The organism is Rathayibacter sp. AY1A5, assembly GCF_002930875.1.
In the GTDB taxonomy this organism is placed as follows: Bacteria; Actinomycetota; Actinomycetes; order Actinomycetales; family Microbacteriaceae; genus Rathayibacter.
In genome coordinates this window covers 41,795-55,406 of record NZ_PSTM01000016.1, presented here as the reverse complement: position 1 = coordinate 55,406, position 13,612 = coordinate 41,795, and the positions used below count along the sequence as shown (strand labels likewise).

Here is a 13,612-nt window from a genome sequence, read left to right as displayed (position 1 = left end):
ATCGCCTACAGGTTGTAGGTGGAGTTGATGATCGCGCCCTTGCGGGCGTAGTGGATGAGCGCGTCCTGCACGTCGAGCGGGTGGCAGGGGATGCAGCCCTCGATCAGGTCCTCCTCGCGGAGGCCGTGGAGCGCCATGCCGAACCGGCAGACGAAGACGCGGTTCCCCTCCTGGATGAAGGTCTCGATGGCGTTGTTGAGGTTCTGCTCGCCGGGGAATCCGGAGTCGCCGACCGTCGGGAAGCCGCGGGTGGCCATCGCGTTGATGGTGCCGGGCCCGTAGAAGTAGAGCGCGGACTCGTAGCCCTTCCGCGCCGCGCGGGTGGCCTGGAGCACTGCGACGAAGCTGACCGAGGACTCGTGGGCGATGCCGTGCACGAGGGTCAGGTACGACTCCCCGGGCTCGGCCTGGTAGTCGGGGAAGACCTTGGTGGAGCCGTAGAGGTTGCTGCCCTTCGGGAGCGCCGGGTGGGCGATCTCGGAGCGCGACATCTCGATGTTGGCGCTGACCTGGTCTTCGATCTCCTGGGAGACGGACATGGTTCCTCCTGGTGTCGGTCCGCCGAAGCGGCGTGCGAGTGCATGGCTCCGGCGGGATGCGCTGAGACGACGCGGGACGACGTCCGCCGGGGTGGAGCAGTGGTGCGGAGTGGAACGCGTCCAGTCAACGGCCGGGATGTTTCGGAGTGGTTTCCACCGGAAGAAGCTCCCGTGACGGCGGATCCGTAACGAGACCGCGTTCCTCCCGTCACGAGGGCGAAACACGAGGCGCCTTGACTGGGGGGTGAGACGACCGCACCGACATCCCGGCCGCCGCTGTGCGCGGCCCGTCCGGCCCGCTCCGCGGTGCCACGAAGGAGTCCTCGTGACCGATCTCCGCAGTCCCTCCCCCGCGTCCTCGCCGCCGGCAACCGGTGCGGCGCACCCGGCCGCCGGCCCGCACCCGGTCGGCGGGGCGCACTCCCCGGGCGGGGCGCACTCGACCGGGATCCGCCGCACCGGCCCCTCCGCCCTCCGCACCCGCGTCGACATCGCCCTGCAGGGCATCCGCGTCGAGGCACCGGTGCACCGCGAGGCCGGCGCCGGCCCGAGCGACGACGGGCACGTGATGCTCGGCGGCCTGGGCGCCGCGATCCCGGTGAACCCCGACAGCCCCTACGTGGTGAGCGGGAACCGCCTCCTGCTCGAGGGCGCCGACATCGGCCTGGACGTGACTCCCGTCCGCCGCCCGCGCTTCTACGATCTCGACACCGCCGACGGCGTCTCCTACGAGAAGATCGCCCGGCTGCACGGCCGTGACATCCTCGCGACCACCGTCGTCCAGACCTGCATGCGCTACGACGAGGCGGAGCGCTGCCGCTTCTGCGCGATCGAGGCCTCGCTCGAAGCCGGTGCGACCATCGCGGTCAAGACCCCGGCCCAGCTCGCCGAGGTCGCGGAGGCGGCGGTCCGCCTCGACGGCGTGCGCCAGATGGTGATGACCACCGGCACCTCCAAGGGCCGCGACCGCGGAGCGGCCCACCTCGCGCGCTGCGTCCGCGCGGTGCTCGCGGCGGTCCCCGGGCTGCCGATCCAGGTCCAGTGCGAGCCCCCCTCCGACGTCTCGGCGCTGCAGGCGCTGAAGGACGCGGGCGCCGTCTCGATCGGCATCCACGTGGAGTCGATGGACGACGCGGTGCGGCAGCGCTGGACCCCGGGCAAGGCGCGGGTCAGCCTGGACGAGTACCGCTGGGCGTGGCGCGAGGCGGTGCGGATCTTCGGCCGCAACCAGGTCTCGACCTACCTCCTGGTGGGCCTCGGCGAGGACCCGGACGAGCTGGTCACGAGCGCCCGCGAGCTGATCGGGATGGGGGTCTACCCCTTCGTGGTGCCCTTCCGTCCGCTGCGCGGGACCCTGGCGACCGAGGTCGACCACGTGCTCCCGCCGGCCGGGTCACTGCTGGAGCGGGTCAGCGCCGAGGTCGCCGCGCTCCTGATCGAGGCCGGGATGCTGAGCAGCGGCCAGAGTGCGGGCTGCGCGGCGTGCGGGGCCTGCGGCGTCCTGAAGACGGCCGGCGCCTGATGGTGGAGCTCTCGATCCTCGAGGGTGTTCGGGTCGCGCCTGCGTTCACGGTGGTGCGGGCGGAGGAGCGCGAGCTCGCCGCGCACCGGGCCCTGCGGCGCGAGGTCTTCGTCGCCGAGCAGGGGCTGTTCGCGGGCGACGACCACGACGACGCCGACGACGATCCGCGCTCGGTGGTGCTCGTCGCGGTGGCTCCGGACGGCGCGGTGCTCGGCGGGGTCCGGATCGCGCCTGTCGGCGGCGGACGCGATCTGGGCTGGTGGACCGGCAGCCGCCTGGTGGTGGCGCGCGAGGCGCGGGGCGGCTCCGGGATCGGTGCCGCCCTCGTGCGCGCGGCCTGCGCGGAGGCGGAGGCGCGCGGGGTGCTCCGCTTCGAGGCCTCGGTGCAGCTGCGCAACGAGGTGCTGTTCCGGCGGCTCGGCTGGCGGAGGATCGGCACGAGCACCGTCGCCGGAGTCGAGCACGCCCGGATGCGCTGGCCGGTCGACCGGCTCGACCGGGCGGCCACCGCGGCCAAGGCGGCCCTCGGCGCCCTTCTGGCTCCGCTGGCGGCCGAGGGGGGCCTCGGTGGGGCCGGCTTCGTCGGCGACGACGGAGCACCGGTCCCGGGCAGCGACCTGATCGCCGTCTGCGACGCGATCGTCCCGTCCATGGTGGAGCGCCACCCGGAGTGGGCGGGGTGGTGCTCGGTGCTGGTCAACGTCAACGACCTCACCGCGATGGGCGCGACCGGCATCGGGCTGATGGACGCGATCGGCGCTCGCGACGCGGCCGCCGCCGCGCGCATCGTGAGCGGTCTGCGGGCCGCCTCCGCCGCCTGGGGCGTCCCCGTGCTCGGCGGGCACACCCAGCTCGGAGTGCCGGCGGCCCTGAGCGTCACCGGTCTCGGCCGTACCGCGGCGCCGGTGCCGGGCGCCGCCGCTCCGGGCGACGAGCTCTCGCTGACGGCCGACCTCGGCGGCGGCTGGCGGCCCGGCTTCGCGGGCGCCCAGTGGGACTCGACGTCGTCCCGGCGCGCGGAGGAGCTCCGGGCGATGGCCGCCTCCGTCGGACTCGCGCGGCCGAGGGCGGCGAAGGACGTGAGCATGGCCGGGCTGGTGGGGACGGTCGGCATGCTCGCCGAGGCCAGCGGAGGAGGAGCGGTGATCGACCTCGCGGCGGTCCCCGTCCCCGAGGCGGCCGGCACCGCCGACTGGCTCGGCTGCTTCCCCGGCTTCGCGATGATCACCGCCGACCGGCGGGGGGAGTCGAGGATGGGCACACCCTGGACCGCGACGGCCGCGGTGGGGAGCGTCGTCACGGAGCCGGGCGTGCGGCTGCGCTGGCCGGACGGCGAGGAGACGACGGCGATCGCCGGTGCGGTGACGGGGCTCGGCGCAGCGGGCTGACGGGCCGGGCCGGAGGTGCATCGTCCTCGGCGCGGCCGTGAGACGCAACCCCGCGCAGATCCTCGCCGAGCGGCGGAGACTGGCGGCGGCCCGTTGCTCGACGGGCGCTCATCGACGGAAGGAACGACCCCATGGTGGATCTCGGAGGACTCGCGGACAAGGCGAAGAACGCCGTGAACAGCGACAAGGGCGAGGAGCTGACCGACAAGGGACTCGACAAGGCGGGCGACGCCGCCGACTCCGCGACCGGCGGGAAGTTCGCCGGCCAGGTCGACAAGGCCCAGGAGGCCGGCGACCAGCACGTCGGCAACGACTGACCGCCGGGCGGCCCTTCCGCGCTGTCGCGGAGGGCCGCCCGTCCATCAGTCCCGGTCGCCGAGCCCGCGCAGCAGCGCCTGCACCACGGCGACGGAGCGATCGGCCGCGTCGTCGACGTGCGCCTCGAACTCGCCGGGGGCGCAGAGGTCCGAGATCCCGCGGACCGAGACGAACGGCAGCCCGTGCACGTGCGCCGTCTGCGCGAGGGCGACGGACTCCATGTCGGTGGCGAGCGCGCCGGGGAAGTCGTTCCGCACGCGGTCCACGTGGGCGCTCGAGACGAAGACGTCGCTCGAGACGATCAGGCCGCGGCGCACCGGCGGCCCCTCCAGCAGCTCGAGCTCCGCGGCGAGCGCCGCGTCGTCCCCGGAGTAGCGGGCGGGCATCCCCGGGACCTGCCCGAGCGCGTAGCCGAACGCCCGCGCATCGGCGTCGGTCTGCACGTACTCGGCGCCGATCACGACCTCGCCCACGCGGACGTCGGCGCCCAGGCCGCCGGCGGTCCCCGCGCTCACCACGAGCGGCCGGGAGCCGCCCTCCCGCAGGATCGCTGCGGTGAGACCGCCGGCCGCGTTGACGAGGCCGATGCCGGTGCGGACGAGCAGCACCGCGCGGGAGTCGAGCTCGAGCTCCCACTGCAGCGCGTTGCCGACGGCGCGCGGCTCGGAGGCGCTGGACGCGGCGGCGAGGAACGGCGCGGCCTCCTCGTCCATCGCGACCAGGACGATCGCCGTGCTCACGCGGTGACCGTCTCCCACTCCGAGCGGTGCGCGAGGAACGTGCGCGCCGCCTCCTGCGCCCCCTCGAGGGAGTGGTTGGCGCCCCAGCCGCACTGGGTCTCGTTGGCGGCCGGGACCTCGTCGGCCTCGGTGATGTCCTGGAGCGTCGCCTCGACCAGGCCGAGCACCTCGGAGAGCTCGGGCTCGCCCGAGAGGAGCAGGTAGAAGCCGGTCTGGCAGCCCATCGGCGAGAAGTCGATCACGCGGTCGGAGTGGTTGCGGGACTTCTCGGCGAACAGGTGCTCGAGCGAGTGCACGGTGGGCATCTCGAGGTGCCCGCGGTTGGGCTGGGTGAAGCGCACGTCGTACTTGACGAGGTGGTCGCCTCCGGGCAGCGTCTTCGCGTCGGCGAGGCGCACGTACGGCGCTGCGACGGTGCGGTGGTCGAGGTTGAACGACTCGACGTTCATGCGCGGCTGATCCACGGTGGTCTCCTTCGCTGGGGGTCCCTCCATTGTCCTCCGCTCCGCGGAGCGGAGGCGGACCCCGGCGGATCCGGCTGCTTCTTCTCCGGGGCTGCGCCCGGATGCGAAGAGCTCCTCGCCGGCCACGACGAGGTACGCCGTGTCGAGCGCGATGATCACCAGGACCGCCCTGAACAGGCGCGCGGAGACCGTGCGGTCGTCCAGCGGGACCCCGCCGCCCAGACCCGCACGGAGGCGTGGAGCACCCCGGACAGCACCAGCGCGACGAGCGCCGTCACGCCGAGCACACTGTCCGGAACGACCACCGCCACCACCTCCTCCGTCGACGGGTCGAGCATGCCGTCGCGCCCGGCGCGGCGGGGACCCGGGCCCCTGAGCAGTGGAGAACGGGCCGCTCCGATCCCTGGGGAGGAGCCTCGGCCGCTCCTCAGAACAGGTCCGCGAAACCCATCGCGACGAGGTTGTCGTGCGAGATCCGCAGGCAGTCGAGCGCGCTCCGCCCGTAGCGCTCGTCCTGCTCGACGAGGAGGTGGTCGACGCCGAGCGCGAGGCTCGTCCCGATGATCCCCGGGAAGTCGAGGTTGCCCTCCCCCACCTCGGCGAACTGCACGTTCGAGGTGAAGGCGTGCACGGACCACCCGCCGGACGCATCGGCGGGCGGCCCGACCCGGTAGTCCTTCAGGTGCACCAGGGCGACGCGCTCCCCGTACCGGCGCAGCGTCGTCACGGGATCGAGCCCGCCCCGCTGCACCCAGTGCACGTCGAGCTCGAGCCCCAGCAGCGGAGCCCGCTCGGCGACGACGTCGAGCAGGAGGCGGCCGTCGTGCCGCGCGAACTCGTGGTGGTGGTTGTGGAGCAGCAGCCGCAGCCCGTCGTCGCGGAGCCTCGCCGCGGCGGTCTGGCAGCGGTCGGCGAAGTCGAGCAGAGCGGCCGGCGAGACCGCCGCGGAGGCGGGCAGCATGCCGATCCGGACCGTGCGCGTGCCGAGCGCGCGGGCGTCGGCGACGATCCCGGCGAGCCCGCCCTCGAGCGCGGCGCCCGGGGAGTCCCCCGGTGCCAGGCCCGCCGAGATCGCCGCGATCTCGACGCCGAGCTCGTCCCGCGCCCGCTGCAGCTCGGCCACGGTGGCCGCCGTCAGCGGGATCTGCGAGATCTCCACCGACCGGTAGCCGATCGCTCGGACCTCCCGGAGCGTCGCGAAGGCGCCCGCCGAGGCGAACGCGTCCTTCAGCATCATCGCCTGCACGCCGATCCTGGTCACGGCAGTCCTCCCGGTCGCGGTGGGGGCCGGCGTCTCCGCGGCCCGGAACGCCCCCGACGGTAGAGGCGCGCCTCCGATCTTGTCAATCGGTTGCCAATACGCGTATGGTCGTGGCACGGCGGCGCTCCTGCCCGCCGGTTCCCGACGACGAGAACGAGGCACGCACCGTGACCACCGCACCCGCGACCCCCGCACCCGCGAACCCCGCACCCTGGACCCTCTCCGGCTTCGGCGACGAGATCGACCCCGACCCGGTCGTCCAGGTCGCCGTCCTCCGAGCGCTCGGCGCGCACAGCATCGAGGTGCGCAGCGCCTGGGGCCGGAACGTCGTCGACCTCGACGACGAGCGCCTCGCCCGCCTGGCCGCCGTGCTCGAGCGCGGCGGCCAGTCCGTCTCGGCCGTCGCCTCGCCCATCGGCAAGGTCGACGTCGCCCTCGACCCCGAGCTCGAGGTGGCGCGCCTCGACCGCGTCATCCGCGCCGCGCACGCCCTCGGCACACCGAGCATCCGCGTCTTCTCGTTCTACCGGGGCGAGGGAGTGCCGGTCGAGAGCATCCGCGACGACGTCCTGCTGCGCATGCGCATGCTCGCCGACCGCGCCGAGCGCGAGGGCGTGGTGCTGCTGCACGAGAACGAGAAGGACATCTACGGCGACGTTCCCGAGCGGATCCTCGACCTGGTCGAGTCCGTCGGCTCGCCCGCCCTGCGCCTCGCCTGGGACAACGCGAACTTCGTGCAGTGCGGGGTGCGGCCCTTCGACGACGGCTGGACGGCGCTGCGGCCCTACGTCGACTACCTGCAGGTGAAGGACGCGGTGGCCGCGACCGGCACCGTGGTGCCCGCCGGCGCGGGCGACGGCCAGCTGCGCGAGACGCTCACCGCCCTGCGCGACGACGGCTGGACGGGCGTCGCCTCGCTGGAGCCGCACCTCGCGATCACGGACGCCCTCGGCGGATTCTCCGGCCCCGAGTCGTTCGGAGTGGCCGCTCGGGCCTTCCGGGGGCTCGCCTCCTCGCTCGGGATCGACCTGCGATGACCGTCCGCGCGGCGGTGATCGGCTGCGGCGACATCTCCTCCGTCCACCTCGCGGCGATCGGCACCGCACCCGGCGCGGAGCTGGTGGCGGTCTGCGACACCGACCCGGGCCGGCTCGCCGCGGCCGCCGAGAGGCACGCGGTGCCGGGCTTCCCCGAGGCGGTCCGGATGCTCGACTCCGTCCGCCCCGACGTCGTGCACGTCTGCACTCCGCACAGCACGCACGCCGCGCTGGCGGTCGCGGCCCTGGACCGCGGCGTCGCGGTGCTCCTCGAGAAGCCGCTCGCCTCCTCCGTCGCCGAGGGCGAGCAGGTGATCGCCGCGGCCGAGCGGGGCGGGGCGCGCATCGGCGTCTGCTTCCAGAACCGCTACAACCCGCCCGTGCAGCGCCTCCGCGAGCTGCTGGTGTCCGGCTCCCTGGGCGCCGTGACGGGTGCGGCCGCGACCGTGCTCTGGCACCGCACTCCCGGCTACTACCTCGACCGCCCCTGGCGCGGGATGCGGGCCGAGGGCGGCGGCGGGATGCTGATGAACCAGGCGATCCACACCGTCGACCTCCTGCAGTGGCTCCTCGGCGAGGTGGTCGCGGTGAGCGGCTCCGCCTCCACGCGCCTGCTTCCGATCGAGGTCGAGGACACCGCCGACCTGGTGCTCACCCACGCCTCCGGCGCGCGCAGCGTCCTCTACGCGACCGTGGCGAACGCGTGGGACGAGCCGGTCGAGCTCCGCCTGCGCACCGAGCGCGCCACCGTCTCGTTGCGCGGTGCCCTCACCGTGCGGCGCGACGACGGATCCGTCGAGGCCGTCCCGGACACGGAGCGCCGATCCGGCGGGCGCTCGTACTGGGGCGCCTCGCACGAGCTGCTCGTGCACGACTTCTACGCCCGCCTCGGCGAGGACGAGCCCTTCTGGATCTCGCCCCGCGAGGCGGCGAGGTCGCTCGCGATCGTCCAGGCCGCCTACGCCCCGAGCGCGCCCGCGCGGATCCCCCACTCCACCCCGAACGAAGGACTCCTCCCATGACCACCGTCCGCCTCGGCATCATCGGATTCGGCGCCCAGGGCTCCTCCTACGCCCGCTTCCTCGCCGACGGCAGAGTGCGCGACCTCGTCGTCACCGCCGTCGCCGACGTCGACCCCGCCCGGGAGGCGGCGGCCGCCGCGCTCGCACACGGAGCGTCCTTCCACGCCGACCACCGCTCCCTCCTCGCGAGCGGGGAGGTCGACGCCGTCGTCGTCTGCACTCCGCACTACCTCCACCCCGGGATCGGCATCGACGCTCTCGAGCACGGGCTGCACGTGCTGGTCGACAAGCCGGCGGGCGTCTACGCCGCGCAGGTCGCGGAGCTGAACGAGGCCGCCGCCGCCCGTCCCGGTCAGCGCTTCGCGATCATGTTCAACCAGCGGGCGAACCCGCTCTACCGCCGGCTCAAGGAGGTCGTCGACGAGGGCGGGATCGGCCGGATCCTGCGCTCGAACTGGATCATCACGACCTGGTGGCGGCCGCAGGCCTACTTCGACCAGAGCGCGTGGCGCGCGACCTGGGGAGGCGAGGGCGGAGGCGTCCTGGTCAACCAGGCGCCCCACCAGCTCGACCTGTGGCAGTGGCTGTGCGGAGTGCCGGAGTCGGTGGTCGCCAAGGCCGGCTACGGGCGGTGCCGCGACATCGCGGTGGAGGACGAGGTGACGGTGCTCGCCGACTTCGGCGGGGGCACGACCGGAGTGCTGGTCACCACGACGCACGACCCGATCGGCACCGACCGCCTCGAGATCGTCGGCGACCGCGGCCGGATCGTCGTCGACGACTCCCGGGTCGCAACCATCACCCGGCTGAACGCCCCCGAGCGCGAGGTCAGCGCCGCCCTCAGCGCCGAGGACGTGGGCCTCCTGCTCAGCGGTCGCTACGACACCGCGGGCCTCTCCACGACGGAGCGGATCGAGTCGGCGTCGGTCTGGGGCGAGCAGCACACGGCCGTCCTGCAGGACTTCGCGGACAGCATCCTGCACGGCACGCCGCTGCTCGCACCCGGGGCGGAGGGGATCCTCGGGGTCCGGCTCGCCAACGCCATCCACTACTCGAGCTGGACGGGACGCGAGGTACCGCTCGACCTCGACGAGGGCGTGTTCCTGGCGGCGCTCAACGAGCGCATCCGCGAGGAGGGGGCGTTCCCGGAGCGGAGCTGACGGGGCGGAGCCGCGCGGAGCCGCGCTGGACGGGACCGGAGCGGTGGGCGGCCGGCCGGCGACGGCGGCCTCCCGGAGCGCGGGCTCCCCGATCCGGCGCGACCCGGACGCGAGCGACGGGCCGGGCGGGCTTCTCGGCCCTGTGGCAGCATGGGCGGCGGACGGCGCCCCGTCCGCCGCCGTGCCCCTCGAGAGAAGACCGCGATCGTGCCCAGCGAAGACGCGCCCACCGGCCCCTCCGCCGGGAGACGCCGCGGCCGCTCCGCGACGACGATCTACGACGTCGCCCGACTCGCCGGCGTCGCCCCCTCCACCGTCTCCCGCGGACTGAGCACGCCCGGACGGCTGAACGCCGCGACCGAGCAGCGGATCCGCGCCGCCGCGAAGGAGCTGGGCTACCGGCTCAACCCGATGGCGCGCGCGCTGCCGACGGGCCGCACCTCGACCCTCGGGCTGCTGGTGGCCGACATCACCAACCCGGCCTTCTTCCCCGCCGTGCGCGGAGCGGAGCGGGCGGCGTCGCTCCGCGGCTTCACGATGATCCTCGCCGAGTCGCAGGAGTCCGGGGAGCGCGAGGCCGAGGCGGCCGACCGCATCGCCGCCTCCACCGACGGGCTCGTCCTCGTCAGCACCCGCCTCAGCGACGAGGAGATCATCGCGCTGGCCGGGCGCATCCCGGTCGTCGTCCTCAACCGCGTGGTCCCCGGCGTCGCGGGGATCGTGCCCGATCTCGCCCCCGGGATCGACGCCGCGCTCGACCACCTCGCGGCCCTCGGCCACCGCTCCCTCGCCTTCATCGCCGGTCCGCCCGACTCGTGGATGAGCGCCGCGCGATGGGAGCTCCTCCTCGACCGCGCTCCGCAGCGGGGCATGACGGTCGTCGAGATCGGGCCGGGCGTCTCGACCCTCGAGGGCGGGAGGAGCGCGCTCGCGAGGGTGACCGCCTCCGGCGTCGGCGCGGTGATCGCCTACAACGACCTGGTCGCCATCGGACTGATGCGCGCGGCTCAGGAGTCGGGCGTCGCGATCCCGGAGCAGCTCAGCATCATCGGCTTCGACGACATCTTCGGGAGCGACTTCACCTCGCCGCCACTGTCGACCATCAGCGCACCGCTGGGCCGGATGGGCGAGCGGGCGGTCCGCCGGGTGCTCGGCGACGAGGAGCCTCCGGAGCGGGCCGATGACCTGCCGACGGAGTTCGTCCCGCGCGCCTCAACGGGGCCCCGCCGCGACTCCTGACCCCGGTCCGCGCCTGGCGCGCCATCCGGTGCGACACCTCTGGCAATCGGTTGACACTTCTCGGCACCCATACTTGGATGGCCCCGTGCCGACGAAGCTGCTGAACGATCCCGACCGACTCCTGCCGATCGACCCGACGACCCGGGCGATCGCCCGCGATCTCCACGCGAGCGTCGCCGACCTGCCGATCCTCTCCCCGCACGGGCACGTGGATCCGCGCCTCCTGCTCGAGGACCGCCCCTTCGCCGACGCATCCGAGCTCTTCCTCCGGCACGACCACTACGTCACCCGGCTGCTCCACTCCGCCGGGATCGACCTCGGCGATCTCGGCATCCCCGGAGGCGAGCGCCTCGCCGGCCCGGAGGAGGTGTGGCGCACGTTCTGCGCGCACTGGCGGATCTTCGCGGGAACCGCCTCGGGCTACTGGCTCCAGTCGATCCTCGCCGAGCAGTTCGGCATCACCGAGCAGCCCGACGCCTCCACCGCCGACGCCCTCTTCGCGGCGATCGGGGCCCGGCTGTCGTCCGCCGCCTTCCGCCCGCGGGCGCTCTTCGAGCGGTTCGGGATCGAGGTGCTGGCGACGACCGACGATCCGCTGGACGACCTGGCCGTCCACCGGGCTCTGGCGGAGGATCCGGCGTTCCCGGGCCGCGTGCTGCCGACCTTCCGCCCCGACGCCTACCTCGATCCCTCCGCCCCCGGCTGGCCCGAGCGCGTCGCCGCCCTGGCCGCCGCCACCGGAACGAAGGAGTCCAGCTTCCCCGGATTCCTCGAGGCCCTCCGCGCCCGGCGCCGGCACTTCCTCGACCACGGCGCCGTCTCCGCCGACCACGGAGTGCTGGAGCCGCTGACCGTCGACCTCGACCCCGCCGAGGCGCAGTCCCTCTTCGCCCGCGCCCGCGCCGGCACGATCGACGCCGAGGGCAGCCGCGTCCTCGCCGCCCACCTGCTGCTGCAGTCCGCCCGCATGAGCGTCGACGACGGCCTGGTGATGACCGTCCACGCCGGCGTGCTGCGCAACCACGATCGGCCGACCTTCGAGCGCTTCGGTCCCGACACCGGCCACGACATCCCCGTCGCGACCCGGTTCGCCGAGCCCCTCCGCCCGCTGCTGCAGGAGCTCGGCAACGCACCGGGCTTCCACCTCGTCCTCTTCGGGATCGACGAGAGCACCCACTCGCGCGAGCTCGCTCCCCTCGCCGGCTACTACCCGTCGGTGTTCCTCGGAGCGCCGTGGTGGTTCCTCGACGCGCCCGACGCGGTGCTGCGCTTCCGCGCCGCCGTGACGGAGACCGCCGGCTTCTCGCGGAGCTCCGGCTTCATCGACGACACCCGCGCGTTCCTCTCCATCCCGGCCCGTCACGACATGGCGCGGAGGCTGGACGCCGCGTTCCTCGCGCGCCTGGTCGCCGAGGGGCGCATCGACTCCGAGACGGCGAGCGCCGTCATCCTGGACCTCGTCGACGCCCAGCCGCGGAAGGTCTTCAAGCTGTGAGCGGGCACGGCGGAGGAGGCGGTCTCGATCGCGCGTCCGCGGGCCTGCCGGCGGCTCCCGTCCGCATCGTCCACCTCGGCCTCGGCGCCTTCCACCGAGCGCACCAGGCCTGGTACACGCACGCCGTCGACGACGACCACGAGTGGGGCATCGCCGCATTCACCGGCCGGAGCCCCCGCGCGGCCGAGGAGCTCGCCGCGCAGGACGGCCTGTTCACGCTGATCGAGCGCGGACCGGAGGGCGACTCGGCGACGGTCGTGGGCAGCATCGTCGAGGCGGTCGACGGCGCGGAGGTCGCGCGTCTCGTCGAGCTCGTCGCGGCTCCGGCGACGGCGATCGTCACGCTGACGATCACGGAGGCCGGGTACCGTCTCGCCGCGGACGGCGGCCCCGACCTGGACGACCCCGCCGTCCGGAGCGACCTCGCCGCCCTCCGATCGGGAGGAGCGCCGGCGACCGCGCTCGGCCGCCTCCTCCTCGGCCTCGCGGCCCGGCGCGACGCCGGCTCCGGCCCGCTCGCCGTCGTCCCCTGCGACAACCTCTCCGGCAACGGCCCTCTCGTGCGCCGTGGACTGCTCCTGCTCGCCGAGCGGCTCGACCCGTCGCTCGCCGACTGGATCGACCGCACCGTCTCGTTCGTGTCGACCTCCGTCGACCGGATCACCCCGGCGACCACGGCGGCGGACCGGGAGGCGGCAGCCGAGCTCACCGGCATCAGCGACGCCGCGTCCGTCGTGACCGAGCCGTTCCGCGACTGGGTCCTCTGCGGCGGCTTCCCCGCCGGTCGGCCCGCCTGGGAGCGCGCCGGAGCCCGCTTCGTGGACGACATCGAGCCCTTCGAGCGGCGCAAGCTGCGACTCCTCAACGGCGCGCACACGCTCCTCGCCGCCACCGGCCGCCGGCGGGGTCTCGCCACCGTCGCGGAGGCGATCGCCGACCCCGCCTGCCGGAGCGCCGTCGAGGCGTTCTGGGCGGAGGCGGCGGCCGGCCTCCCCGCCGGTCTCGACGCGGACGCCTACTGCGCCGCCCTCCTCGGGCGCTTCGGCAACCCCCGGATCGAGCACCGCCTCGAGCAGATCGGCGCCGACGCGACCGCCAAGCTCCGCATCCGGATCGCGCCCGTGCTCCTCGCGGAGCGCGCGGGCGGACACGACGGAGCCGCCTCCCTCCGTGCCGTCGCCGACTGGATCGCACTGCTGCTCCAGGGCGACCGCCTGCCCGACGCGCAGCGCCCCGCCCTCGACCGCGCCCTCGGCTCCGCCCGACCCGTCGAGGCGCTGCTGCGGCTCGTCGATACGCGCCTCGCCGACGACCCGGCCCTCGTCGCCGCGGTCGCCGCTCAGGCGGCCTAGACCTCCACCCCGCCCCTCCGCGCGGCGCCTTCCGGCGCCGTCGGCAACCGATTGCCACCCTCGCACCGTCTCGAT

Annotated in this window: 13 protein-coding genes; 9 read left to right on the top strand and 4 right to left on the bottom strand. The window is 74.4% G+C overall.

The annotated features are described in order from the left end of the window. Window positions 1-5: 5 nt before the first annotated feature. Window positions 6-539 carry an MSMEG_0572/Sll0783 family nitrogen starvation response protein gene (locus tag C5B98_RS12010; protein ID WP_104222636.1) on the bottom strand — a complete coding sequence of 178 codons (534 nt, stop codon included), beginning with the start codon at window positions 537-539 and terminating at the stop codon, window positions 6-8. A 325-nt stretch (window positions 540-864) separates the two neighbouring features. On the opposite strand from C5B98_RS12010, the gene C5B98_RS12005 reads away from it, so the two are divergent. The 3 genes from C5B98_RS12005 to C5B98_RS11995 all read left to right on the top strand — a co-directional run bounded on the left by C5B98_RS12005 (window position 865) and on the right by C5B98_RS11995 (window position 3,766). After that, window positions 865-2,061, top strand: coding sequence for an MSMEG_0568 family radical SAM protein (locus C5B98_RS12005; RefSeq protein ID WP_258059779.1), 1,197 nt, complete (start codon window positions 865-867; stop codon window positions 2,059-2,061). Beyond that, window positions 2,061-3,449, top strand: a complete 1,389-nt coding sequence (locus tag C5B98_RS12000; protein ID WP_104222637.1) for an MSMEG_0567/sll0787 family protein — start codon at window positions 2,061-2,063, stop codon at window positions 3,447-3,449. Before C5B98_RS12005 ends, C5B98_RS12000 begins: the two co-directional genes overlap by 1 nt. A gap of 131 nt (window positions 3,450-3,580) precedes the next feature. Then, on the top strand, window positions 3,581-3,766 hold the full coding sequence (locus tag C5B98_RS11995) for an antitoxin (protein ID WP_104222638.1): 186 nt from the start codon (window positions 3,581-3,583) through the stop codon (window positions 3,764-3,766). Window positions 3,767-3,811: 45 nt separating this feature from the next. Here the strand turns inward: C5B98_RS11995 and mtnN are convergent, their stop codons facing one another. From mtnN to C5B98_RS11975, 3 genes are all read right to left on the bottom strand, one after another. After that, window positions 3,812-4,507: a 5'-methylthioadenosine/S-adenosylhomocysteine nucleosidase gene (gene mtnN / locus C5B98_RS11990; protein WP_258062178.1), complete on the bottom strand. Its 696-nt coding sequence runs from the start codon at window positions 4,505-4,507 to the stop codon at window positions 3,812-3,814. Further along, window positions 4,504-5,001 carry an S-ribosylhomocysteine lyase gene (locus C5B98_RS11985; protein WP_308470742.1) on the bottom strand — a complete coding sequence of 166 codons (498 nt, stop codon included), beginning with the start codon at window positions 4,999-5,001 and terminating at the stop codon, window positions 4,504-4,506. The genes mtnN and C5B98_RS11985 overlap by 4 nt, the downstream gene beginning before the upstream one ends. Before the next feature lie 397 nt (window positions 5,002-5,398). After that, window positions 5,399-6,232 carry a sugar phosphate isomerase/epimerase gene (locus C5B98_RS11975; RefSeq protein ID WP_258062179.1) on the bottom strand — a complete coding sequence of 278 codons (834 nt, stop codon included), beginning with the start codon at window positions 6,230-6,232 and terminating at the stop codon, window positions 5,399-5,401. Window positions 6,233-6,399: 167 nt separating this feature from the next. On the opposite strand from C5B98_RS11975, the gene C5B98_RS11970 reads away from it, so the two are divergent. The 6 genes from C5B98_RS11970 to C5B98_RS11945 all read left to right on the top strand — a co-directional run bounded on the left by C5B98_RS11970 (window position 6,400) and on the right by C5B98_RS11945 (window position 13,537). After that, window positions 6,400-7,269: a sugar phosphate isomerase/epimerase gene (locus C5B98_RS11970; RefSeq protein WP_258062180.1), complete on the top strand. Its 870-nt coding sequence runs from the start codon at window positions 6,400-6,402 to the stop codon at window positions 7,267-7,269. Beyond that, complete coding sequence (locus C5B98_RS11965; RefSeq protein ID WP_104222641.1) at window positions 7,266-8,291, top strand: Gfo/Idh/MocA family protein; 1,026 nt, start codon at window positions 7,266-7,268, stop codon at window positions 8,289-8,291. Before C5B98_RS11970 ends, C5B98_RS11965 begins: the two co-directional genes overlap by 4 nt. Next, window positions 8,288-9,451, top strand: coding sequence for a Gfo/Idh/MocA family protein (locus C5B98_RS11960; RefSeq protein WP_104222642.1), 1,164 nt, complete (start codon window positions 8,288-8,290; stop codon window positions 9,449-9,451). Before C5B98_RS11965 ends, C5B98_RS11960 begins: the two co-directional genes overlap by 4 nt. A gap of 207 nt (window positions 9,452-9,658) precedes the next feature. Continuing rightward, entirely contained in the window at window positions 9,659-10,690 is a 1,032-nt protein-coding gene (locus C5B98_RS11955) for a LacI family DNA-binding transcriptional regulator (RefSeq protein ID WP_181065528.1), read from the top strand. Window positions 10,691-10,775: 85 nt separating this feature from the next. Further along, window positions 10,776-12,185, top strand: a complete 1,410-nt coding sequence (gene uxaC / locus C5B98_RS11950) for a glucuronate isomerase (protein WP_104222644.1) — start codon at window positions 10,776-10,778, stop codon at window positions 12,183-12,185. After that, window positions 12,182-13,537, top strand: coding sequence for a mannitol dehydrogenase family protein (locus C5B98_RS11945; RefSeq protein WP_258063509.1), 1,356 nt, complete (start codon window positions 12,182-12,184; stop codon window positions 13,535-13,537). Before uxaC ends, C5B98_RS11945 begins: the two co-directional genes overlap by 4 nt. Window positions 13,538-13,612 lie beyond the last annotated feature (75 nt).

Coding starts and splice junctions, on each gene's coding strand:
- C5B98_RS11960 (WP_104222642.1), top strand. CDS start 8,288: ATGACCACCGTCCGCCTCGGCATCATCGGATTCGGCGCCCAGGGCTCC.
- C5B98_RS12010 (WP_104222636.1), bottom strand. CDS start 539: ATGTCCGTCTCCCAGGAGATCGAAGACCAGGTCAGCGCCAACATCGAG.
- C5B98_RS12000 (WP_104222637.1), top strand. CDS start 2,061: ATGGTGGAGCTCTCGATCCTCGAGGGTGTTCGGGTCGCGCCTGCGTTC.
- C5B98_RS11995 (WP_104222638.1), top strand. CDS start 3,581: ATGGTGGATCTCGGAGGACTCGCGGACAAGGCGAAGAACGCCGTGAAC.
- C5B98_RS11965 (WP_104222641.1), top strand. CDS start 7,266: ATGACCGTCCGCGCGGCGGTGATCGGCTGCGGCGACATCTCCTCCGTC.
- C5B98_RS11985 (WP_308470742.1), bottom strand. CDS start 5,001: ATGGAGGGACCCCCAGCGAAGGAGACCACCGTGGATCAGCCGCGCATG.